We start from the raw sequence: 23,304 nt of genomic DNA on the forward strand, positions 1-23,304 counted from the left end.
GTTTTATCGGCAATCTGAATCGAAATTCGCCCCTGGACGAGTGAAACTGGCGTGAATATCTGCTTGCCCCCGGGCATCGCGCCGATGCCCGGGGGTATATTCTACAGCCCAAACCCGTCGGGCCAGGCTCGCGTGCGTATCTCGTCCAGAGTTTGCAGGTTCAGCAGGATACCGTTGCGGAAGACCGGCCGCAGTGCCTCGGCCCTTTTGGGGATGTTGTCCAGCCGTCGTGCCACCAAAGCGCCGCTATCGGTCTGCATCACGCCTTGCCGTCCCCGTTTGGACGTTTTGGTGCCTTTTGCTGTGATCGGATCCTTGTAAATGTCATGCCACTGCCCGTCGAGATAGAGGGCCGAAGCTTTCATGGAATAGCTAAAGCAATCCCGGTCGACCTTTTGCAGCAACCCGCCGCCCATGCCAAAGGCGATATTGCCGATGGCCAGACCCCGGTCGATCAGGACGTCCATGATATCGATGATCGAGTGGCGGTTGACGCCATCCCCTTGGATCACCCGCACCTTGTTGTTCAGCAGGCGATACCCTTGCGGTGTGGTGGTCGCGCCAAATCGCCCGATCAGCGCCTCGATCACATCGGGCACCACTTGCACAGGGTCACCGCTATCGGGCCGCACGACCAGCACGCCGTCGCGGGCCAGCACCTGGTCGCGCAAAACCTCGCCCCAATAAGATCGCACGGCGCGCATCAGGTCATAGCTGTCCGAGACGCAGGCGATCAGGCCCTTGGGGTTGCGATCCAGAAAGGCGCGCATCTGATCCAACTCACCCGGTTCCCCAAGTGCCGTCATGGTGGAGTGTTCGGTGGCTGGGATCGAAAAACCTGCCATATCTGCGCCATAAAATTTACGCGCGTAAACAATTGCCATGGCAGTATCAGTACCCATCGCGCTGACAAGGTGAGCAAGCCCGCCAATCGCGGCACTTTCACCGCTGGAGGCGCCACGCGCCCCGAAATCGTGCAGCTTGAAGGCGGCCCCGTCCGTTGACCCGTCCGTGATCATCATTCGTTCCTGGATCTGGCCCATCACATAGTGGGACAGGCTGGCGACGGTGGACGGATACCAGACCGCACGCAGCAGGCGCGTTTCCAGAAACGACGGCAGCCACCAACAGGCGGGATCGGTGTTCTGGATCCGCATCTGTGGCACGCCGACCGGGGCCATGGTGCCTTCGGGCAACGCCTCGATCAGGACCGGCAGCTTGCCGTCATGGGCATCCACGATCCGTTGCCATCCGGGCAGGTACAGTTCCAGCCCGTGGGTTTTTAGCACAGGTGCGGCCTCGTCGATCATCTGCTGGGTGACGCGGATCTGCGCCAGCTTGGCCAGTTCGATCTGCAGACCAAAGAACAGCACCGTGTCGATGCCCTCCCATGCCTTTCGCGGCTCGATGTAGGATGACACATATTCGGTGCCGTCCGGATACTGGGTGGCGTGTGAATACTTGTAGCTGTCTGTGTCAAAAATCGGGTTCTGCGCATTCAGCGCATCTGCAAATAATGCAGTCATGTCAGGTCCTCCTCGGACGGTTGATTACCCCTCCGGACCTCCCGGATGGGCGTTGCTGGCAGTCGCGGGCCAGCGCCGCATTCGCGATCAGGTGGCGTGGGCCATCAGGATGGAAGAATATGCAAAGGGCACATCCGGCACGAGCGCCTGAATGATGTCGAAATGATCCTCAAAAATCGTATCCGGCGTAATCTCGGTAATAGGTACCCATTTGGCGTCCACCGCATCGCTGCCGCTTTTGACACGCTCCATCTTTTCGCGGTCTTGGAGTTCAAAGACAAAGGCCTCCGTCCGGACCCAGCCGCGTTCCGAGCGTTCGGGGTGGTCAAAGACCTGGCGATGCCGCAACCGACTGCGCAGCGCGCCTTTGGGCATATCGAGGCCCGCCTCTTCGTAAAGCTCCCGCACCACGGCTTCGATTGCGGTTTCGCCCGGGTCGATATGGCCGCCGGGCAGGGCCCAGAGCCCGCGACCCGGTTCGCGCTGCCGTTGGATCATCAGGATATGGCCCGATTGCACGACCACCGCATCCGCCGTGTTGATCGGAAACGGATAGCCATAGACCTGTTCCGCAGCCGCGATTCGCGCGCGGTGATCTTTGACAAAGGTTGCCTCGGCCTGCACCCGAGCCACCGCGCCGGGATGCGCGGCCATCCAATCCTGCACCAAAGCTACCTGCGCCGGGCCAAACCTGTCTGGCCCATGGGCCGCATCCGCCGGAAAGAACAATGTCTCCCGCAGGTCGGTGGCGTTGATGATCTTGCCCTCATGCTCGGTCGGTGCGGCAGGCAGCATCTGCCATTCCGGAAACCAGCGTAGGTATTGGGATGACCTGTCCTTTTCAAACCCGGTGATCGCGATATCGGTCTGGTCCGGGTCCAGCCCTTTCGCCCGCATGTGCAGCCGCACGGCCGTCCGCACATTCGTGGCCCAGGCCCGGTCATTGTAGAGTGTGTCAACCAGCGGCAGCACGTCGACCGGAAGGCCAGTATTGCGAAGCGATTCGTTAATGAAACCCAACCGCTCCGCATAGCTGAACGGGTTTTTCCAACTGCGCGGTCGGTAGGCGCTGCCCACCAGCATCAGCATGCTGTCGGCTTGCGTTGAGACGGATAAGATCACGTCGAGATGACCGATATGGAAGGGTTGGAACCGTCCGATAAAGACGGCCAAGGTATGGCGTTGACTGCCCATGGCATGCGACCTCCGCTATGCTATTTGCTGTGATCGGACCTCCCGACCACGGGTAAAGGATACTCCCAGACCTTGCGGAAAGGAACCCCCGGGCAACGCATAGCCGGTAGAACAAACCGTTTCGCGGGCGCATGCGACCGCGCGGTCACTCGTTCTAAACCGGGCGCAGACTATATGGCGGGGTGTCAGCGTAACAGGATCCCAACTATGACCGAATATAAACACCGCCCGATGGGGCTGCCCGTGCCAGATGGCCGGTTGTCCCGGCTGGCGCGCCTGGGCGGGATGGCGGCGGGTGTCGCGGGCAATATCGCGGTCAATGGCGGCCGCCAGCTGGTGTCGGGCCAGCGGCCCAAGATGAATGACCTGTTGCTTACCCCTGCCAATGCCGCGCGGATCACCAGCCAACTGGCCCAGATGCGCGGCGCGGCCATGAAGATGGGCCAGCTTATGTCGATGGAGGGGGGCGATTTCATCCCGCCCGAACTGGCGGAGATCTTGGGCCACCTGCGCGCTGACGCCCATTACATGCCGCCTGCCCAGCTGAAAAAGGTTCTTTCTGCCAATTGGGGTGCCGATTTTCTGAAGCGGTTCAAACGGTTTGATGTGCGGCCCATCGCAGCTGCTTCGATCGGGCAGGTCCACCGTGCGCAAACGAAAGACGGGCGCGATGTGGCGATCAAGGTGCAATATCCTGGCGTTCGCAAAAGCATTGACAGCGATGTCAGCAATGTCGCCTCGCTTTTGCGTTTGACTGGCCTGCTGCCCAAGGAGTTGGACATCGCGCCTATGCTGGCCGAGGCAAAACGCCAGCTGCATGAAGAGGCCGATTACCAACGCGAAGGGGACATGCTCGACCAGTTCGGGATCCTCTTGGCCGACGATCCCCGGTTTGTTGTCCCACAGCTTCACCCTGATCTGACGACGGAGAACATCCTTGGCATGGATTACATCGATGGCGTCGCTATTGAGACGCTTACCGACGCCTCCCAGGACACCCGGGATACTGTGATGAACGCGCTGGTCGCTTTGGTCGTGCAGGAGCTTTTTGAGTTCAAACTGATGCAAACCGATCCTAACTTTGCCAATTACCGCTATGATCCCGACACGGGCAAAGTCGTCCTGTTGGATTTCGGCGCGACACGCCCCTTTTCTGACGGGATGGTTGAGAGGTATCGTCAACTTCTGCGCGCTGGCCTGTCCGATGACCGTGAGGCGCGCCGCGCCGCCATGATCGAGATTGGGTTTTTCACCGCCGACACGCAGCCCAAACACCAAAACCAGATCCTGGATATGTTCGCCATGGCGATGGAGCCGGTCCAGGCCGGTGGCACCTTTGATTTCGCCGAAACCGATCTGGCTGGCCGCCTGCGCATGGCCGGGATGGAGATCGCGGCAGAGCGTGATTTCTGGCATATCCCGCCCATGGACACGCTTTATGTCCAGCGCAAGATGGGCGGGATCTACTTGCTGGCCAGCCGTCTGAAGGCGCGGATCAACCTGTCGCCGTTGATCGCGGCGGCCACCTGATCAAACGGATCGACAGCGGCCCAATCCCCCGGCAAGATGCCCTGGAACGGCACAGACCGAGGGGAGGATATAATGAAAACCATCAAGGGGCCGGCATTGTTTCTGGCGCAATTCGCGGGCGATGATGCGCCGTTCAATTCGTGGGATACGATCACGAAATGGGCGGCTGATTGCGGTTACAAAGGTGTGCAGGTGCCCAGCTGGGATGCGCGCCTCTTCGATCTGGCCCAAGCCGCCACGTCCAAGGATTACTGCGACACGTTCAAGGGCCAGGCCGCCGAAAACGGGGTGGAGGTGACAGAGCTTTCGACCCATCTACAGGGTCAACTGGTTGCCGTTCACCCCGCCTATGACGCCGCGTTTGACGGCTTTGCCGACCCTTCCGTGCATGGCGACCCCAAGGCGCGACAGGCCTGGGCGGTTGAGCAGGTCAAGATGGCCATCACGGCTTCGGCCAATCTGGGGATCAAGAACCACGTCTCCTTCTCTGGTGCGCTGGCCTGGCCCTATATCTATCCCTGGCCGCAACGCCCCGCGGGCCTGGTTGAAACCGCTTTCGATGAACTGGCGGCCCGTTGGCGCCCGATCCTCGACCATGCTGATGCCCATGACGTTAATATCTGTTACGAGATCCACCCGGGCGAAGACCTGCATGACGGCGTCACGTTCGAGATGTTTCTGGACCGCGTCGACAACCATCCTCGCTGCAACATGCTCTATGATCCGTCCCATTACGTGCTGCAGTGTTTGGATTATCTGGACAATATCGACATCTACAAAGATCGGATCAAGATGTTCCACGTCAAGGATGCGGAGTTCAATCCGACCGGTCGCCAGGGGGTCTATTCCGGCTACCAGCCCTGGGTTGACCGGGCGGGCCGGTTCCGTAGCCTGGGCGACGGACAGGTCGATTTCGCCGCAATTTTTGCGAAAATGGCTGCCAATGATTTCGATGGCTGGGCCGTGGTCGAGTGGGAATGCTGCCTGAAACATCCCGAAGACGGTGCGCGCGAAGGGGCGCAATTCGTCAAGGATCACATTATCCGGGTGACCGAACGCGCCTTTGATGATTTCGCCGATGGCGGTACGGATGATGTCATGAACCGCAAAATACTCGGGATAGGCGCGTAAGATGGTGGATCAGAACAAAGGCCCCATCCGCCTCGGCATGGTCGGCGGTGGCAATGATGCGTTCATCGGTGGCGTCCACCGGATCGCGTCGCGCATCGATGACCGGTACCGTCTGGTCGCGGGCGCGCTGTCCGCAACCCCCGAAAAAGCCCAGGCCTCTGGCGCGGCCCTCGGCCTGCCGCCCGACCGGATCTACGACGATTACATCACCATGGCCACGCACGAGGCTGCACGCGATGACAGGATTGAGGCCGTCTCCATCGTCACGCCAAACCACGTCCATATGGAGGCCGCACGCGCCTTTTTGCGCCAGGGCATCCATGTGATCTGCGACAAACCCCTGACCTCCACCCTCGACGATGCGGAAACGCTGGTGGCGGAGGTCGAAAACAACAACGCCCTCTTCATCCTCACCCATAACTATACCGGCTACCCGATGATCCGGCAGGCACAGCATATGATCGCCGCTGGTACGCTGGGTCAGATCCGGGTGGTTCAGGTCGAATATGCGCAAGACTGGCTGACTACGCCTCAAGATTTCAAACAGGCCGCATGGCGAACCGATCCCGCGCGGTCCGGCGCGGGCGGTTCAACCGGGGACATCGGCACCCATGCCTATAACCTCGCCTGCTTCGTCACCGGACTGACCCTGGACAGCCTCGCCGCCGACCTTCAGGCCTTCGTCCCTGGACGGCCAGTCGACGACAATGCCCATGTGATGCTGCGTTTCAAGGAAGGCGCACGCGGCATGCTCTGGTGTAGTCAGGTCGCGCCGGGCAACGAAAATGGCCTGCGCCTGCGCGTCTATGGCGAGAAAGGTGGCGTGGAATGGGGGCAGGAAGACCCAAATTACCTGTTCTTTTCCCCTTTCGGTGAGCCGACCCAGCGGATCACTCGAAATGGCCCGGGCGCCGGGGATGCCGCAGCCGTCGTCAGCCGTATTCCCCCTGGCCATCCCGAAGGCTACCTGGAAGGCTTCGCGAACATCTATACCGCAGCGGCCGATGCTATCCGCGCGCATCAGGCAGGCCAACCGCTCACCGACAGCCCCCTTCCCACCGTCCATGACGGCCTGAACGGCATGAAATTCATCCATGCCTGTGTCACATCCTCCGCCCAAAACGGCGCTTGGATACAGGTCTAATTGATCTGGGAGCAGGCCTCTCAACGCGCGCCTCCCTCCCCCAATCTGGGGGAGGGATGGGGGGAGGGGGCATCACCCGATGTTTCTATCGCGCGGAGGCGCGGCGCGGGGACCATGGCGGAATAACCTGCTGAAGCACTCCGGCAAAAACCAGGTAAGTTGTCGTCGCAGCCAAAATCACCTGGCCCCAATCGGGCAAGCCAAACTCCGTCCAGGCTGCCCAGATCGCGCACATGGTCCATAGCACCGCCACGGGCAAGGACACGGTCCGCCAACGTGCCGTCCGCACCGGGTGAATGAACCGGATCGGCAAAAACATCGCCGCGGCCAGAACAACAATCGCCAACAAGCTCGCCCAGCCCGGCGGCTCCACGGCGAATACTACCAGAACCACCATGTTCCAGCAGCCCGGGAAGCCCCAAAACGATGCGTCCGAGGTCTTCATACCCGTATAGGCAAAATAGATCGCGCTGGCGAAGGTGATCACGAACAACCCGGCCCAACCCATCCAGTCCGGGACGATACCCGAAGCATAAAGGGCGTAGGCTGGGATAAAAACATATGTCAGATAGTCGATGATCAGATCCAGCAGGGCTCCATCCACCTGCGGCGCAAAGGTCTTGACGTCGTATTTCCGCGCCAGTGGCCCATCGATCCCGTCCACGACAAAGGCAATCATCAGCCACAGCACCATAATCGACCAATTTGCATTGATTGCCGATAGCAAGGCCAACATAGCAAAAACCGCGCCCGTGGCGGTCAACAGATGTATGGAAAGGGCGCGCAGCTTATGTGTCATCGGTCCGTCATATAACCACAGACTAAGCGAAATGCCACCGATCTGATAGGTTAACAACAGTACGGAATAAATGACTGGCCGTGCCGTGCGCCGGCTATTCGCCGGCGAGGGGATGCGCCTTTTCATAGACCTCCATTAACCGGGCCGTATCGACAGCCGTGTAGGCTTGTGTAGTCGACAAGGAGGCATGGCCCAGCAGATCCTGGATGGCACGCAGATCCCCGCCCGCACTCAGCAGATGCGTGGCAAAGCTGTGGCGCAGGGCATGGGGGGTCACAGTGGATGGCAGGCCCAATTGCAGACGTACGGATTGCATCAATTGCTGAACGATGCGCGGGTTCAACTTGCCGCCGCGTACGCCGCGAAACAGGGGCGCGGCACCAGGCAGATCATGGGGGCATAACCGGACATATGCGGCCACGGCATCGCGCGCGGGGTCAATCACAGGGATGACCCGCTCCTTTTTGCCTTTGCCAATTATCCGGAGCGAACCGGGCAGGGGGGCCTGCCCGGCGGTCAGGCCAAGCGCTTCTGAAATCCGCAAGCCACAGCCGTAAAGCAGCGTCACCACGGCCAGATCCCGGGCTGCGACCCAAGGCTCGCGCGCTTGCACTTCAACCAGATCCAGCACCGCCTTGGCCGCATCCACCTCCAAGGGGCGGGGCAGTTTGGCATGGAACCGCGGCGCCCGGGTCGACAGAACCGCAGTAGCATCAAAACCTTCGCGCTCGGCATTCCAGCCCGTGAAGTTCTTCACCGCAGACAAGGCCCGCGCGAGGGAGCGGGCTCCAACGCCCCGCCCCCGCTCATGGGCCATCCACGCGCGCATCTCGCCGATGCTGAGTTCTCCCAGAACAGCGACGCCTTGGGGACCACCTTTATGCTGGGTGAGAAAAGCCAGAAATCCCAAAAGGTCGCCGCGATAGGCCTCAACCGTGGTGTCAGCGACATTATCGATTGCCGCAATATGGGCCAACCAACGCCCAAGCGCATCTAGCAAAGCGGGGGATGTGGTCAGCACCCCCATGCACTAATCCAACCAGCGGCGCATCTGTCGTTCGAACACACCGGCGAAAAAGCCCAGCAGATCTGTCCCCTGGCTTGGGCGGAACTGGTGCGGATCTTCGGCCCCCAGCACCAACATGCCGGGCAGCCGGCCCTTGCCAAAGTCCAGGCGCAAAACCGCCTCGGACTGGATCCAATCCGCTGCCTCCCCGTAAACGACGTCGCTGTCAGGGCGCAGCTGGCGCAGGATCACCTGCCGCGACGGCGCTGTCGCGTCGCGGTTGCGCATCCCGTAATCCTCGACAAAGCCGGGGCGGACCACGGCCAGAACCTCCCCCAGCTGCGTCACGACCTTGTCGGCATCATTGTCGTGGCTCTCAAGCACCAGCCGGATCGCATCGACGCGCAGGATACTCGCAACCTCTTCGCCCAGATTGCGCAGGAAAACCTCAAAATCCACCGGATCCAGCATGGCCAGAACGGCACGGTGCACCTGATTGGTCCCCGCCAGATTTTCATAGGCCGCAGCAATCACCGAGCGATGGGTATCTTCCAACCGGTCAAGCCGCTGTTCCAGCCGATCCATGGCGATCCCGCGCAGGTCGACGACATTGCCGCCCAGCGCGTTCTCATTGGCATCGATCAGCGCGCGCATCACGTCATGGTCGTTCAAAATGACATCGGGTTCGTGTAGGATCTTTTTTCGAAGTACCTTAAGATCCACGGCGTGGTCGCTCATATCTATCTGCCCTCAAACGGTTTTTGGTTAACCTTTGGCGACAGCCTGTTGCCGGATCAAAGGATCTTTTGCCCCGTTTTCTTCCAGTCTGACAGGAATGCGGCAAGCCCTTTGTCGGTCAACGGGTGTTCGGCCAGCTTTTTGATGACGTTAGGTGGCGCTGTGGCCACATCTGCCCCCAACAAGGCGGCATCCGACATGTGGTTGACGGACCGGATCGAGGCGGCCAGTATCTCGGTTCCGAAATCGTAATTATCATAGATCGTGCGGATGTCGGCAATCAGGTCCATACCATCGATGTTGATGTCATCCAGACGTCCGATGAAGGGCGAGATGAAGGTCGCGCCAGCCTTGGCTGCGATCAACGCCTGGTTGGCGGAAAAGCAAAGCGTGACGTTCACCATGTTGCCTTCGCCCGAAAGCACTTTGCAGGCCTTCAGGCCCGCCCATGTCAGGGGAACCTTGACGGTGATATTTTCGGCGATCTTGGCCAGCTTACGGCCTTCGGCGATCATATCGTCGGCCTCAACGGCCACGACTTCAGCCGAAACAGGGCCGTCGATCAGATCGCAGATCTCTTTGGTCACCTCCAAAATGTCGCGGCCAGATTTCATGATCAGCGATGGGTTTGTCGTCACCCCATCGACCATGCCCAGGTCATTCAGCTCGGCAATTTCGGCAATTTCGGCGGTATCTACAAAGAACTTCATCGGTGGCCTCCCGGGCATGTCAGGCAATGTTCGCCGTGTGCCTAACCCAAAGGAAACGCCTGCGGAAGCCCTCCTGCATGACTGACCTGTTAGCGGTCACATTTAACTGCGATTTTCCGCCCGGATCACGGGTTGGCGTGCTGACAACGCAGCCGCTGGACCGGATCCTGGACTATCTGGCGCCCGAAACCGGCTGCTCGGTCGGCGATTTCGTTGAGGTTCCATTAGGCCCGCGCAAGGTGCTGGGCGTGATCTGGGGTCAAGGCGCAGGTGATTTCGACGCGGCCAAGCTGCGCCGTGTGACCCGCGTCCTTGATGCCCCGCCCATGCGGGAGGAGTTGCGCACCTTCCTGGGTCGCACTGCCGATTATACGCTAACGCCGATGCCCGCAATGCTGCGCCTTGCCACCCGTGCGCCGGGCCTCAGCGATCCGCCTTCGATGCGCAAGGTCTATAAACTGGGGGATGACGAACCCTCCCGCATGACGCCAGCCCGCACCCGTGTTTTGGACATCCTTGGGGCCATGTCCGACCAGGCTTTTACCCTAAAGGAGTTGGCTGATCATGCCGGGGTCACGTCTTCTGTCATCACCGGTCTGGTCAAACTCGGCGCCGTGCGAGAGGAGGCGAGCCCTCGCGACAGCCCCTATCCCCGCCTTGATCCCGCTCGCCCCGGCGTTGCCCTGAGCGACGCGCAGGTCGCGGTTGCGGATCAGCTCCGCGCCAGCATCCGCACAGGCACCTACGGTACCACCTTGCTGAAAGGCGTCACCGGCTCCGGCAAGACGGAGGTGTATCTGGAGGCTGTCGCGGAATGCCTCGCCAAAGGTCGCCAAGCTCTGGTCCTGCTGCCTGAAATCGCATTGACCGGTGAATTTTTGGCCCGTGTTGAGGCGCGTTTCGGTGCCCGCCCGGCCGAATGGCATTCTGGTGTGACCCTGACCGAGCGCCGCCGGTGCTGGAAGATGGTCGCGAGCGCCGAGGCACAATTCGTTGTGGGGGCCCGGTCAGCGCTGTTTTTGCCGTTTCGTGATCTGGGGCTGGTCGTGGTGGATGAGGAACATGACACCTCCTACAAACAGGAGGAGGGCGTCCTTTATAACGCGCGCGACATGACGGTCCTGCGGGCATCCCTCTGCGATGCGCAGGTCATCCTGGCTTCGGCCACGCCGTCGCTGGAAAGCTGGGCCAATGCCGAGGCTGGCAAATACCAGCGCGCCGAACTTGGTGCCCGGTTTGGTACCGCCGTCCTGCCTGAGATGCGCGCGATTGACATGCGCGCTGAAAACCTGCCCGGCGGGCGCTGGATTTCTCCAACTTTGCAGAAAGCCGTCGAGGCGCGGCTCGATGCTGGCGAACAGGCCATGCTGTTCCTCAACCGCCGGGGGTATGCGCCGGTTACGGTCTGCCGTGCCTGCGGGTACCAGGTCGGCTGCACCCATTGCGATGCGCGCATGGTCGAACACCGGTTTCTCAAACGCCTGATGTGCCACCAATGTGGTGAGACGCGGCCAATGCCGCAGGCTTGCCCCGCCTGCAAGGCCGAGGGGAAGATGGCCGCCGTGGGCCCCGGGGTCGAGCGCATGGCCGAAGAGGCCGCGGCGCTCTTTCCCAAAGCGCGGCTGGCGGTCCTGTCGTCGGATCTGTTCGGCTCTGCCCGTGCTTTGAAAGAGGCGATTGAGACAATTGCCCAAGGCGGCGCTGACATCATCATCGGCACGCAATTGGTCGCCAAGGGGCACAACTTTCCCCTGCTCACCCTGGTGGGCGTCATCGATGCTGATCTGGGCCTCATGGGATCCGACCTGCGCGCCGCCGAACGCACATTCCAACTTATGCGGCAGGTGGCGGGCCGGGCTGGTCGCGCTGACAAGCCGGGCACCGCCCTGATGCAAACGCACCAGCCAGATCATCCGGTGATCCGCGCCATCCTGTCCGGCGACGAAGAAGGCTTCTGGCGGGCGGAGGCGGCGGAGCGTCAGGCCGCTGGTGTCCCGCCCTATGGCCGGATGGCGGGCATCATCCTGTCATCTCCGAATGTGCAGGAGGTCTTTGACCTGGGCGAGGCTCTGGCGCGGGGTGATGCACCGCTCCGCCGGATCGGTGCCCAGGTCTTTGGACCGGCTCCCGCCCCCATCGCCCGGGTCCGCGGCAGACACCGGGTCCGCCTACTGGTGAAGGCTGATAAGGGCGCGCCGCTCCAGGCGGCCTTGGCCCAGTGGATCGCTCAATTCAAGCCGCCCAACACCTTGCGTCTATCGGTCGATGTGGATCCGCAAAGCTTTTACTGATCTGCGCGTACAAAGTCGCTAACATGTTGGCTTTGTGCGAAAACCTGTAATCCAGATCGGTGCACACGCTCTGTGCATCGGGCGCGTTGCACAGCATCTTGGGCCGTTATCGGATATCACGGCGCCGTTATTGCGCAGCACGGCCACCATAGCGCCTTGTCCCGCCGATTACAGCCTGCCCGGCCAACGCTAAATGCGCCGGGCCTCCACCCATCGGAGCCTATTATGATCCAGCGTTTCATTTTGATGATCGCCGCGGGCCTTGGCCTGTCGGCCTGTGCAAGTTTGACCGAAGACCAGTGTATTGCCGGTGATTGGTACGGCATTGGCGTCAGGGATGGCGGCAATGGCCGCTACCTCAGTTACATCAATGACCATCGCAAAGCCTGCGAAAAAGTGGGCGCCGCCCCAAATCAAAGCCAGTGGCAAGCGGGTCGCACTGCCGGGTTGCCGCGCTATTGCAATGCCGACAACGCCTACCGCATCGGTCAGCGTGGCGTCTCCATCAACAATGTCTGCACGCCAGCGCAACGGGCCGAGATGACCAAACCCCATGCCCTTGGGCGCCGTTATCACGAGATCACCCAGCGCATCTCGTCCTTGCAGAATGAGCAATCGGGGATCCGGCTGTCCTTGGACCAAAGGCGGGTTCAACGCGCCAACGGCCCCGAGACGGAAGAAGAACGCAAGCTGCGCCGCCGGTTGCGGCGACTTGACAATCAGGTTGAAGATCTGCGCAACCAGCGCCTTCTGGTGACGCTGCTTCTATAGCGGGGCGCGTGCTGCTTAGGTTGAGTACAGAACGGGGCGGTCTGCCGTCGACAAAAGCTCGCTTGTGGCCGCCCCGATCATGAAATCATAGGCGCGTGAATGGCCAAACGCGCCCGTCACGATCAGATCTGCGCCTTGCTCCACGGCCTCCTGGCAGATCACCTTGGCCACGCTGTGACCGGCCAGCGGCCGATGGCGCACTGTGGGTTTGAACCCATGGCGGCTACAGCTCTCGGCCAGGTCGTTGGTCGTGTAATCCGCCAGTTCATCCATATCGTCGCTTCCGACGCGCAGTAAAAAGAAATCGGCACCCTCCTGCGCCAGGCCAAAGGCATCATGGGCAGCCCGCGTCGCCTCCCGCGTGGCGCTCCACCCCAGGACGATGGTTTGGCCCAAGTGATCGGCCTGATATCCGGTGGGGACGACCAGAACAGGCCGCCCGCTGTCGCGGATCACCCGATCCTGGGTAAAGGCCTCCTCACCACGACCTCCGCCGCGGTCGACCTGGCTCATCACGATCAGATCGGCGCCTCGGGCACTTTCAACGATCCGGTCGGCGGCCGTCGATGTTTCGATCCGGATCTCGCGCCATTCGGCGGTGACGTCTTCGGGGCCGCTGATTTTTTCGAACAGGGCTTTCAGGTCATCGGCCTTTTCCCGTTGCCCTTCATCGAACCCGGCGGCCATCTGCGGTGGCATATGGGCTGCGATTCCGGGGTAAACCATCAGCGTCTCGATCACATGTAGGCCGATCAGATGGGCGCCATGCTGTCGGGCCAGCAAGACGGCGCTTTTCACCGTGGCTTCGGGCGTGGCACCTGCGCCGATGACGACAAGGATGGTTTTGAGCGACATGGGCGACCTCCGATAATGACGAGCCAGGCCCCTTATTAGGCCGTTGCACCTACGTTAACCTTGATCGGGATCAATGTCGCCGTCCGGGCTTTAGGTTAGCCTGTGATCCAGGATGACTGACGGGAACAGTGCCATGATCGAACTGACCACACCATCTGATCACATGCGTGAGATACTGGACCGGATGCGGGCCGTCATGGGCCGCGAGGGTGAGGTGAGCCCGGATCCGGGCGGAAACCCATCTGATGATGACGGGCCCGCCACGGCCCAGGAAACACTGGGTGATCTGCAACAAAGCGAACTTGCCGCCGATATCGATATGCTGGATATCGACCAACAGCACGAATTGGTGGCCCTGATGTGGGTCGGTCGCGGTGATTTCAGTGCGAGCGAATGGGCGGAGGCGATGGCCCTTGCCGCCGAACGCCACGATGGCCCAACGGCACGCTATCTGCTCTCCCATCCCCGGGTAGCGGACCAGATCGCCAGCGGGTTGGAGGATCTGGGCCACGACCATGTGCTGCAAGACGGCATCTACTGACCGGCAGAGGTAAATTGGGCGAAACGCTCGTTTTTCTGCCCGCGATAAGTGATTCTTGTGGTATAAAAATACCTGCGTGCGGCATCGGGGACCGGACGCCACCCCTCAACTGACTGACGAAGGAATATGTGATGGCTGGACAGACCAAAGAGGACCACAGCCCAACTCAAACAATGCTGAGCGCCTTTCAGGATATGCAAAAGGCCGGGCTTGGGCCAGCGGCGTGGATGGGCACAACCTGGATGCAGCACATGAGTAGCCTGGGATCGGAATGGCTGACCTTTGTGTCAGAGCGCATCCAGGAAGACGTCAAGACCCAGCATGCGCTGCTGCACTGCAAGGATTTGGCCACCGCTCAACATGTTCAGATGCAATTCCTGCAAAAGGCAATCGACGATTATCAGGCCGAAACCGGCAAGATCGTTGAAATGAACACCCAAATCATGGATGATCTGAGAGCGTCCTGGCAGGCCGACCCGGCAGGCAAAACATCATGATATGATCCCGACCGGGCGGGGCGGTGATGATGTGTATCTCCCGCCCCCCGGTTTGGTCTTCTTGCCAACTGGCAGATACCCTTGGCAGTTACGTGATAAGTCGGTATTGCCAGCAAAAATGTGTTTCCAAGTGTGAAAGGTATAATGGACCGCGAACTATCAAGTTCACTTCAAAGAAGTGGGTTTGTATGTCACAAAGAGTAGACGGTTTTGTTTTTAGAGTTCCCCTTGAAAAAATTTCCCGAACTTTTTTTGTTTACCAGCGATGACGCCATTGCATCGCAAGCAATTTCTGCAGGTGTCGATGGTATCGTCATCGACTGGGAACATGTTGGAAAATCCGATCGGCAGCTCAATTACGACACGGAAATCAACGCGGATACGGTCGAAGATGTCGCTCGTTTGCACGCGACCGTGCCCACCGCCAACATATTGGTCCGGATCGAAGCGGCCCCGGGTATCATGGAAGATCAGGTAGAGGCGGCAATAGGCGCAGGTGCCGCCACGCTGATGCTGCCCATGGCCCGCTCGGCGCGAGATGTTGAGGTATTTCTGAACGCTGTGAATGGACGGGCAAAATCGGTTATCCAGATCGAAACCCAGGATCTTTTCGAACGATGTGGCGACCTGAAAGATCTTGAATGGGACTATGCCTATATCGGATTGAATGACCTCGCCATTTCCCGTGGGCGTGAATGGTTGTTTGAGGCATTCGTGGATGGCACCGTCGATGACATTTTCGAAACCCTGCCGGAACGAAAGATTGGTTTGGGCGGCCTGACTGTTGTTTCAGGTGGCGCACCATTGCCATTTCCGAAACTTTTTTCCGAAATGGCCCGGCTTGGTTGTGCTATGACCTTCATGCGGCGATCCTTTCACCGCGAAATTGTTGGGCGCGATCTTAAATCCGAACTCGATGCCGCACGCAGTCTGTGGCACGCTTTTGATCAGCGTGGCCCCGAGGCTGTGGCCCACGATCACCGCCTGTTCATCGAAGCTGTGGAGGGTCACGCCGTCTCGATCGGGCTCAAGACCGCTTGAGCCAGGCCCTGACACGTCCCTCGCTTTCTCCAATGTGACCGGATCCAATGCCGTTTCTGTCTACGCCGCTGAATATCCTGCTGATGCACAGCAAGTTCGAGCCGTCGGCCGGGCATCTGGCAGCACTTGAACGTGCAGCAGGCGGGCGCATCACCGTCGCCCGCTCGGAGCCAGAGGCATGGGAGGGTATCGCGGATGCAGACATTGTGATCGGGCACCGATATCTGCGCCAAAGTCTGAAGAAAGCCGCCAACTTGCGCTGGGTGCAGAGCACAAGCAGTGGAGTGGATCGGTTGCCTTTGGCTGATCTGAAAGCGGGGGGTGTCCGGTTGACCTCCAATCTGTCGGGTAATCTATTGGTGGCGCGCCATGCCGTGACACTGGCCTGGGCCGTGGCCCGTAATCTGCCCCTGGCACGGGACCGTCAGGTGGTGGGTCGTTGGGATAACGCGTTCATTTGGCCGCCTTTGCCACGCCGTGCCATGGTCTTTGGTCATGGGACAATCGGGGCGGAAATCGCGCGGTTATTGCATAACGATGGGATCGAAGTGCATGTGGTGGTGCGCCAGCCACGGATCGAGCAAATCCAGGATGTCACCGCGTTTTACTGGGACGAGCGTTGGCGTGACATGCTGCCCCAGATGGATTGGGTCTTCCTTGCCCTGCCCAATACGGCTGACACGCAGCATCTGTTTGACGAGGCCACGTTGCGCCACATGGCGCCTCGGGCCGTTCTTGTGAATGTGGGACGTGGGACAACCGTGGATACCAGAGCGCTTGGCCGGGTCTTGGAAAGTGGGCATTTGGCGGCGGCGGCATTGGACGTTTTGGATCCAAAGCCCACGCAACCCGACGATCCGTTTTGGAGGACACCGCGCTTGGTGCTCACCCCCCATGTCGCGGCCCATGCCAACGAAGCCCTCGACTGGTTCGAGGCGTTCATGGAGGCGCAGCTCAATCGCGCCCTGACCTCCGACACGCTCGCGGCAGAGGTGCGATTGTGACCAGCAGAACTGCACCGGGACCCCAAACCCCCTATGATGTGATCATCCCGCTTTACAATGGTGGGCAGACTATCGAGACCGTAATCGATGGCTTGACCCGGCAGACCCGGCACCCCTCCCGCATTATCGTCATTGATGACGGGTCATCCGACGGCGCGCCGGATCGTTTGGCCGCGCAGGAGGGCATAGAGGTGTTGCCCAACCCTGAAAAAGGGGCCAATGCGGCGCGTCAATTCGGTCTCAGCCAGTCGACCGCACCCTATCTTGCATTGCTGGATCAGGATGATGCGCCGTGCCCGTGGCATTTCGAACAGCTTGCCCAGGCGCTGGATGATGACCCGACATGCCCTGCCGCCATGGCCAACGCTTTTGAAGATGTGCGCCAGGAGCCGCGGCGGGGGCCAACCGGGCCTGGTGCCGCCTCTCCCCTTGATCCTTGGGGTGGGTTTCCGTTTTTCTCCCGCAACCCGTCAGCCCTGCTGATCCGTCGGCAATCCCTGGATGCGATCGGTGGGTGGAGTTCGGAATTTCCGGGTATTGCAGATCTTTATACAATGCTGCGGCTGTCTGAGCGTCGGCCGATGGTGGTGGCGATTTCCCGCAGTTGGTGGGTCGTGCCGCGGGCCATGTCCTATAGCACGACCTTGCGGCGCGAAAATCCGGTGCGCTATTTCGACATGCGCGTGCGCGCGACCCAGGATGCGGCGGCCCATCGGCTGGAGTTGCATCCCGAGCATCGGGACTTTGTAGATCGCAGATTGCATCTCCAGACGGCGCTGCGCGGTGTGATGGAGGCCTTTGAGGCCGGGCAAACAATACCCCGGAACCTTTCGCAACTGGCGATCGCACTGGAGGAGGCATTGTCGCATGAGGCTGTCGGGATCCGGCGCCTCGCCTGTCGCACAATGTTTTGGTATCTCACCCCGCTTTTCGGCGATCCCGCTTGGCGGCGCGCTTTGGTGCATGGCCTGGTGGATGCCTGGCCGTCGGACACGGCTTGGACGCGAAGCTATTTCCTGTACGCGGTTGCCAAGCGGTTGTCGTTATTTGATCTGGCTCGTCTGACGGTGGAACGGCCGATCTCCTTGCGGCGTTGGCATTTGCTGGCGGCCGGTTTTGGCATGCATGCCCGGGATGGTTTGCGGGCGATCTGGCTTTAGGGTCGCGTGCTTGGCATCAAACGGGCGATCCAATCCGTTGACTCCGCCCCCTCCCTCAATCCCTCCCCCTCATAGGGGGAGGGAGGCGCGCGTTGCGGGTGCCGCTATCCCGTTCAACGGGTATTGTCCTGATATCCAATCGTATTGACGCAGAGAGATCACGTGCCCGGATGTCAGAAATCGACATTTTCCACGCTGAGTGCATTGGACTGGATGAATTCCCGCCGCGGTTCCACGACATCACCCATAAGCTTGGTGAAGATGTCGTCGGCCTCTGCCACATCGTCGATCTTGACCTGCAGCAGGGTTCGCGCCTCTGGGTCGAGGGTCGTTTCCCATAGCTGGTCCGGGTTCATCTCTCCCAAACCCTTATAGCGCTGCAGGCTCAGACCTTTTTCCCCTTCGGTCAGGATCGCGTCCAGCAAGGTTTCCGGCCCGAAGACATCGATCGATCGGTCCTTGCGTATCAAAGCCCCGACCTGACCATAGACTTCCTGCAGATCGGTCGTATGGCGCCCCAGTTTGCGCGCCTCACCGGACCGCAACACGCCACCATCTAGGGTGCGGACCTCTTCGACCCCGCGCACTGCACGTGCCAGCCTGATCCCCTTGTCCTGGGTCGGGCGGCCTTGCCAGCCCCGCTCATACTCCACCGCGACCAGGTCGAGCCGCCGCGCCACCGCATCTGCGGTGCCTTGCAAGTCGGTATCCGCCTGACCCGGCATGAACGCTCCGGCAATCGCGGCCTGTTCCAGAATGGGAATGGGGTAATGGGTTGGGAAGGCCTGCAGCGTGCGCCGCACAGCGCGGGCATCCTCGACCACGCGGGCCAGATCGGCGCCGCCGATCTCTTCACCGGAACCCAGGCGCAGAACCGCGCCGTCGATCCCCATATCGACCAGGTAATCGTCGAGGGCTGCCTGATCCTTCAGGTAAACCTCGGACCTGCCGCGCGCGACCTTGTAAAGCGGCGGCTGCGCGATATAGAGATATCCGCCCTCGATCAGCGCAGGCATCTGCCGGAAAAAAAACGTCAACAAAAGCGTCCGGATATGCGCCCCATCGACATCGGCATCGGTCATTATGACGATCTTGTGGTAGCGCAGCTTTTCGATGTTGAACTCGTCGCGCCCGATCCCCGTGCCCAATGCCATCACCAGGTTGCCGATCTCGGTCGAGCCCAGCATCCGGTCAAACCGCGCGCGCTCCACGTTCAGGATCTTGCCGCGCAGGGGCAGCACGGCTTGCGTGCGCCGGTCGCGGCCGGTTTGTGCCGATCCTCCGGCCGAGTCCCCTTCCACCAAAAAGATCTCGGTCTTGGAGGGGTCTTTCTCGGAACAATCCTTCAGTTTGGCAGCATTATAGTTCACATCCATCGCCGACTTGCGCCGGATCTCCCGCGCCTTTCGGGCCGCTTCCCGGGCCGCTGCGGCTTCGATGATCTTGGTGATGATGACCTTTGCCTCGCCTGGGTTTTCCTCGAACCATTCGTTCAGTTTCTCGCCCATCAGGCTTTCGACTGCGGGGCGCACCTCGGAACTGACTAGCTTGTCCTTGGTCTGGCTTGAGAACTTTGGATCGGGCACCTTGACGCTCAACACACAGGTCAACCCCTCGCGCGCGTCATCGCCGGTCAGCGCGACCTTCTCCTTCTTGGCGATCCCCGTCTCGGTCGCGTATTTGCTGATCGTCCGCGTCAGCGCCCCGCGAAACCCGGCCATATGGGTGCCGCCATCGCGCTGGGGAATATTGTTGGTGAACGGCAGCACCATCTCGTTGTAGCTGTCATTCCACCACATGGCGACTTCAACGGTGATGTCGTCGCGCTCCCCCGAAATGAAAATCGGGTCCGGCATCAGGGATGTCTTCGAGCGGTCCAGGTATTTGACAAACTCCCGCACGCCGCCTTCGTAGTAAAGCTCGCTCTCCAGCGCCTCGGCGGGTCGCTCATCGCGCAAGACGATCCGCACGCCGGAATTCAGGAAGGCCAGCTCCCGCAAGCGGTTCTCCAGCGTCTTGAACACGTATTCCAGGTTCGAGAAGGTGTCGGTCGAGGCCAGGAACCGCACCTCGGTCCCCTTGCGGCCCCCCGCATCGCCGGTGACAGCCAGATGTTCGGTCGTAAATCCACCCTCGAACCGGGCTTGGTGCGCCTTGCCATCGCGCCAGATCCGCAACTCCAACCAATCCGACAGCGCATTCACGACCGACACGCCCACGCCGTGCAAGCCGCCAGACACTTTGTAGGAGTTGCTGTCAAACTTCCCGCCCGCATGCAGCTGGGTCATGATGACCTCGGCGGCGGAAACGCCTTCTTCTTCATGGATGCCAACCGGAATGCCGCGGCCATTATCGCTGACGGAAACGCTGTTATCGGGGTGAATTGTGACAGTCACGCGATCCGCATGACCGGCCAAAGCTTCGTCTATGCCGTTATCGACCACCTCATACACCATATGGTGCAGGCCGGACCCGTCATCGGTATCGCCGATATACATACCTGGCCGTTTGCGAACAGCTTCTAACCCCTTGAGAACTTTGATTGAATCCGCGCCATAGTCTTCGGGAGGTTGCTCTGCGTCTGACATGCGATGTTTCCGTCTTATTTTTGTTATTTTATACGGCTTTACCGCCAGATTGTCACGCAGTTGCACCCCAAAAATGCACGTTACTTGACAGTTCTACCGTGGCAGGTAGCTGCGCGGCAGCAGATCCCTGTCAGGCCCCGGCCTGGTTGGCGTATTTCAGGTTCAGGGCACCCGCTGTCTGATAGTTCCGCGCGTCCGGTTTGCTGCGTGCCCCGCCATCAAGGTAGATCCGGGCGGTGTCTACCTCATCCATCACCAGATCCGACAGCACGGTTGGCACGGCACCGGTCTGGGTCTTTTCCATCAGTTGCTTTTTCATCTCGATCAGATCGAGGATGGCCTGTGTGTCTGCAGGTTTCAGATCACAGCCTGCCAACAGGCTGGCCATGTCCATGGGGGGCATCGCCGCGTCATTCATCCGGATCCAGCGCAGTGCCAGGGCCGGACGCAGAGTATAGAAAAACCGCTTCAGGCGGATGCTGCCATCGGCCTCCACCAAGCGCTCTTGCTGGCGCCGCACCATCGATAGGTAATGCCACATGATCGGGCGGCGGGTCAGCACGTTGCGGGTAAAGGTGGTCAAATCGTCGTGTGCGCCGGGATAGGCGGCGTAGCAGATGGGCGATTGCAGCCATTCTGCGATCACCGCGTTGGATTGCAGCGCAAGACAAAGCGCCTTGCCCAGATCCCAGCCCGAGAGGTCCAGTTCGTTATCGATCGGACGCTCGACCACGTCGCGTTTCTTGGTCAGGCCCAGATGCCAGGGGATGGGGCGGGCATAGATGAACCGCACGTCGTAATCGCTGTCGGTCGAATGAAAACCCCAGGCGCGGGAGCCGGACTCAACCGCCAGAAGGATTAGAATGTTCTCTTCCGCGGCCAGGGCGGCCAGCCGGTCCTTGATCTGCGCCGTCATTTTTGGGCAGACAGCGTCGTTCGCATGCATCGTCATGTAACTGCTATGACCCCCGCAACGCCGATCAGCAAGAGGCCGGACGTCACGTTGATCCGCCGCACCATCCTTGGAGAGGCGATAAGCCGCCGGGCGCGGCTCACAAACCCGGCCAATACCAGATTGCCAGCCAGCGGGATGGTCAGTGACACGCCGCAGATCGCCACGATATCCCAACTTGTGATCGCCCGCAGATCAAAGAAGCCGGGTAAAACGCCCATATAGAACAGCACGGCCTTTGGGTTGCCAAGGATCACGGCAATCCCCGCCATGAAACCTGGCCATAATCCGGGGCGGGTCAGGCGGCTATCTTGTCCTAAAGCATGGCCCGCATTGCGGATCAGACCGGCCCCCATGACCAGAAAGATCACGACAGCACCCCATCGCAAAACGCCTAGGAAATCGGCATAGATCGTGGTCACCCAGCTGATCCCGAAAATGGCCAGCACCGTCCAAAGGATATCGCCCAGGCTGACCCCAATGGCCAGGGGCCAGGCGGCCGCAAATCCGCCCGAAAGTGCCCTCGCGATCAATGCCACCCAGACAGGGCCCGGTGTCAGAAAAAGGATCACCACTGCGACAGCATAAAGCGCCAGTTCTGAAGGAAGTATTGTCATACCGCGCGGCGCGTATGTATGGAATGTGTATGCTTTGTGCATGGCTTCTGCATGGTCAATGCGCCCTGATTTCCGAGGTTCCCTGATCGTCGGTCACTTCGAAAGTCTGGGCGCGGTCGCCCAGATCTGCAAACAGATCCGCCCCGGTACCGGTCATCCAGGCCTGCGCCTTCAGCGCGCAAATCTCATCATAAAGCGCGGCGCGCCTGTCGGCATCCAGATGCGCTGCTACCTCATCTAGCAACAACAGGGGCGGGGCCCCAAAATCTTGTGCCAAGGCGCGGGCATTCGACAGGATCAGCGACAGCAGCAAAGCCTTTTGTTCGCCCGTCGAACACTGCTTGGCCGGAATCCCCTTGGCTGCAAAAAGCGCATGTAAATCAATACGATGCGGGCCTTGTAGAGTTCGCCCAGCGCGCAGGTCAGTGCTTCGCCCCGCCTGCAGCGCCGCCCTCAGATCCGGTTCCGTGTCCAGCGGAGCATTCCCGTCAGGGTCGATAAGCTCCTGATCTGCTTTGGGAAAACTGGTCTCCGCCCCATCCTGCGCCATCGCAACCCGGCTGACAGCCATCTGCCGATTGGCCATGATCTGCGCCCCAAAGGACGCCATGCGCCCTTCCAAAGCATCATACCACCCAGGATCCTGCACTTGGTCCTTCAGCAACCGGTTCCGCTCCCGCATCGCCTTGTCATAGGCCAGCACCACTTCCCCATGCCGCGGCTCAAAACTCAGCGTCATGCGATCCAGAAACCGTCGCCGTCCCTCCGCCCCTTCGATCCACAGACGGTCCATGGCAGGGATCAGCCAGACGACCCGGGCGATGCGGCCAAGGGCCAGTTGCGGCGCGGTCTTCCCATCGACTGTGACGCTTCGGCTGGCACCAGGTTCGGCCCAGGTCTCCACCTCGTGGATCTGACAAAGGCTTTGTAATTCTGCAGAAACCTTCCATCCCAAAGCTTCGGGCTTGCGGGCGATCTCGTCCGCTGCAGCGCGCCGCAAACCACGCCCCGGGGACAAAAGCGACACGCCTTCCAGCAGGTTCGTCTTGCCCGCACCGTTGGGCCCGAACAACGCAACAGGCCGCCCGTCCAGCGCCATTTCGGCCATCTTGTGCGACCGGAAATGAGACAGCGTCAAAGCCGCGACCGATAGCCCGGACATGACCACTCTCCATTTCTTATTGGCAAAAATACTCCCGCCGGAGGCAT

Annotated in this window: 21 protein-coding genes; 10 read left to right on the top strand and 11 right to left on the bottom strand. The window is 60.4% G+C overall.

The genetic code is table 11. From position 1 onward, the window contains the following. Window positions 1-101 precede the first annotated feature (101 nt). Entirely contained in the window at window positions 102-1,526 is a 1,425-nt protein-coding gene (locus tag IU397_RS02430; RefSeq protein WP_204410260.1) for a nicotinate phosphoribosyltransferase, read from the bottom strand. An 87-nt stretch (window positions 1,527-1,613) separates the two neighbouring features. Further along, a complete protein-coding gene (locus IU397_RS02435; RefSeq protein WP_204410262.1) occupies window positions 1,614-2,720 on the bottom strand; it encodes an NUDIX domain-containing protein in 1,107 nt (368 codons plus the stop codon). Window positions 2,721-2,927: 207 nt separating this feature from the next. Between IU397_RS02435 and IU397_RS02440 the strand changes: the two genes are divergently transcribed. The 3 genes from IU397_RS02440 to IU397_RS02450 all read left to right on the top strand — a co-directional run bounded on the left by IU397_RS02440 (window position 2,928) and on the right by IU397_RS02450 (window position 6,525). Next, window positions 2,928-4,250 carry an AarF/ABC1/UbiB kinase family protein gene (locus tag IU397_RS02440; RefSeq protein ID WP_204410264.1) on the top strand — a complete coding sequence of 441 codons (1,323 nt, stop codon included), beginning with the start codon at window positions 2,928-2,930 and terminating at the stop codon, window positions 4,248-4,250. A 72-nt stretch (window positions 4,251-4,322) separates the two neighbouring features. After that, on the top strand, window positions 4,323-5,381 hold the full coding sequence (locus tag IU397_RS02445) for a sugar phosphate isomerase/epimerase (protein WP_204410266.1): 1,059 nt from the start codon (window positions 4,323-4,325) through the stop codon (window positions 5,379-5,381). Window position 5,382: 1 nt separating this feature from the next. Continuing rightward, on the top strand, window positions 5,383-6,525 hold the full coding sequence (locus tag IU397_RS02450; protein ID WP_204410268.1) for a Gfo/Idh/MocA family protein: 1,143 nt from the start codon (window positions 5,383-5,385) through the stop codon (window positions 6,523-6,525). A gap of 85 nt (window positions 6,526-6,610) precedes the next feature. Here the strand turns inward: IU397_RS02450 and IU397_RS02455 are convergent, their stop codons facing one another. The 4 genes from IU397_RS02455 to fsa all read right to left on the bottom strand — a co-directional run bounded on the left by IU397_RS02455 (window position 6,611) and on the right by fsa (window position 9,778). After that, window positions 6,611-7,324, bottom strand: a complete 714-nt coding sequence (locus tag IU397_RS02455; protein ID WP_204410270.1) for a phosphatidylcholine/phosphatidylserine synthase — start codon at window positions 7,322-7,324, stop codon at window positions 6,611-6,613. A 94-nt stretch (window positions 7,325-7,418) separates the two neighbouring features. After that, a complete protein-coding gene (locus tag IU397_RS02460; protein ID WP_204410273.1) occupies window positions 7,419-8,351 on the bottom strand; it encodes a tyrosine recombinase XerC in 933 nt (310 codons plus the stop codon). 3 nt (window positions 8,352-8,354) lie between these two features. After that, the gene (locus IU397_RS02465) at window positions 8,355-9,068 is read right to left on the bottom strand and encodes a DUF484 family protein (protein WP_204410275.1); all 714 of its coding nucleotides are present in this window, start codon (window positions 9,066-9,068) and stop codon (window positions 8,355-8,357) included. A gap of 56 nt (window positions 9,069-9,124) precedes the next feature. After that, window positions 9,125-9,778 (bottom strand): fructose-6-phosphate aldolase, encoded by a 654-nt coding sequence (gene fsa, locus IU397_RS02470; protein ID WP_204410277.1) that lies wholly within the window; start codon window positions 9,776-9,778, stop codon window positions 9,125-9,127. 77 nt (window positions 9,779-9,855) lie between these two features. Here fsa and IU397_RS02475 point away from each other — a divergent pair, with 77 nt between their 5' ends. Next, a complete protein-coding gene (locus IU397_RS02475; RefSeq protein WP_204410279.1) occupies window positions 9,856-12,069 on the top strand; it encodes a primosomal protein N' in 2,214 nt (737 codons plus the stop codon). A 225-nt stretch (window positions 12,070-12,294) separates the two neighbouring features. After that, on the top strand, window positions 12,295-12,840 hold the full coding sequence (locus tag IU397_RS02480) for a DUF2799 domain-containing protein (protein ID WP_204410281.1): 546 nt from the start codon (window positions 12,295-12,297) through the stop codon (window positions 12,838-12,840). 15 nt (window positions 12,841-12,855) lie between these two features. Here IU397_RS02480 and IU397_RS02485 read toward each other — a convergent pair whose 3' ends face one another. Continuing rightward, complete coding sequence (locus IU397_RS02485; RefSeq protein WP_204410283.1) at window positions 12,856-13,695, bottom strand: universal stress protein; 840 nt, start codon at window positions 13,693-13,695, stop codon at window positions 12,856-12,858. A gap of 133 nt (window positions 13,696-13,828) precedes the next feature. Between IU397_RS02485 and IU397_RS02490 the strand changes: the two genes are divergently transcribed. The 5 genes from IU397_RS02490 to IU397_RS02510 all read left to right on the top strand — a co-directional run bounded on the left by IU397_RS02490 (window position 13,829) and on the right by IU397_RS02510 (window position 17,938). After that, window positions 13,829-14,236: a DUF3775 domain-containing protein gene (locus IU397_RS02490; RefSeq protein WP_204410284.1), complete on the top strand. Its 408-nt coding sequence runs from the start codon at window positions 13,829-13,831 to the stop codon at window positions 14,234-14,236. 131 nt (window positions 14,237-14,367) lie between these two features. After that, window positions 14,368-14,733, top strand: coding sequence for a phasin family protein (locus IU397_RS02495; protein ID WP_204410287.1), 366 nt, complete (start codon window positions 14,368-14,370; stop codon window positions 14,731-14,733). Between the two features lie 228 nt (window positions 14,734-14,961). Then, window positions 14,962-15,774, top strand: a complete 813-nt coding sequence (locus tag IU397_RS02500) for an aldolase/citrate lyase family protein (protein ID WP_204410289.1) — start codon at window positions 14,962-14,964, stop codon at window positions 15,772-15,774. A gap of 47 nt (window positions 15,775-15,821) precedes the next feature. Continuing rightward, window positions 15,822-16,778: an NAD(P)-dependent oxidoreductase gene (locus IU397_RS02505; RefSeq protein WP_204410291.1), complete on the top strand. Its 957-nt coding sequence runs from the start codon at window positions 15,822-15,824 to the stop codon at window positions 16,776-16,778. Further along, a complete protein-coding gene (locus tag IU397_RS02510) occupies window positions 16,775-17,938 on the top strand; it encodes a glycosyltransferase family A protein (protein ID WP_204410292.1) in 1,164 nt (387 codons plus the stop codon). The genes IU397_RS02505 and IU397_RS02510 overlap by 4 nt, the downstream gene beginning before the upstream one ends. Window positions 17,939-18,111: 173 nt before the next feature. Here the strand turns inward: IU397_RS02510 and gyrB are convergent, their stop codons facing one another. The 4 genes from gyrB to recF all read right to left on the bottom strand — a co-directional run bounded on the left by gyrB (window position 18,112) and on the right by recF (window position 23,257). Next, window positions 18,112-20,526 (bottom strand): DNA topoisomerase (ATP-hydrolyzing) subunit B, encoded by a 2,415-nt coding sequence (gene gyrB, locus IU397_RS02515; RefSeq protein WP_204410294.1) that lies wholly within the window; start codon window positions 20,524-20,526, stop codon window positions 18,112-18,114. A gap of 130 nt (window positions 20,527-20,656) precedes the next feature. Next, on the bottom strand, window positions 20,657-21,478 hold the full coding sequence (locus IU397_RS02520; protein ID WP_204410297.1) for a nucleotidyltransferase domain-containing protein: 822 nt from the start codon (window positions 21,476-21,478) through the stop codon (window positions 20,657-20,659). After that, entirely contained in the window at window positions 21,475-22,095 is a 621-nt protein-coding gene (locus IU397_RS02525; protein ID WP_204410299.1) for a LysE family translocator, read from the bottom strand. Before IU397_RS02525 ends, IU397_RS02520 begins: the two co-directional genes overlap by 4 nt. Before the next feature lie 55 nt (window positions 22,096-22,150). After that, window positions 22,151-23,257: a DNA replication/repair protein RecF gene (gene recF, locus IU397_RS02530; RefSeq protein WP_204410301.1), complete on the bottom strand. Its 1,107-nt coding sequence runs from the start codon at window positions 23,255-23,257 to the stop codon at window positions 22,151-22,153. Window positions 23,258-23,304: the final 47 nt, after the last annotated feature.

Source organism: Actibacterium sp. 188UL27-1 (genome assembly GCF_016901225.1).
Lineage (GTDB): Bacteria > Pseudomonadota > Alphaproteobacteria > Rhodobacterales > Rhodobacteraceae > 188UL27-1.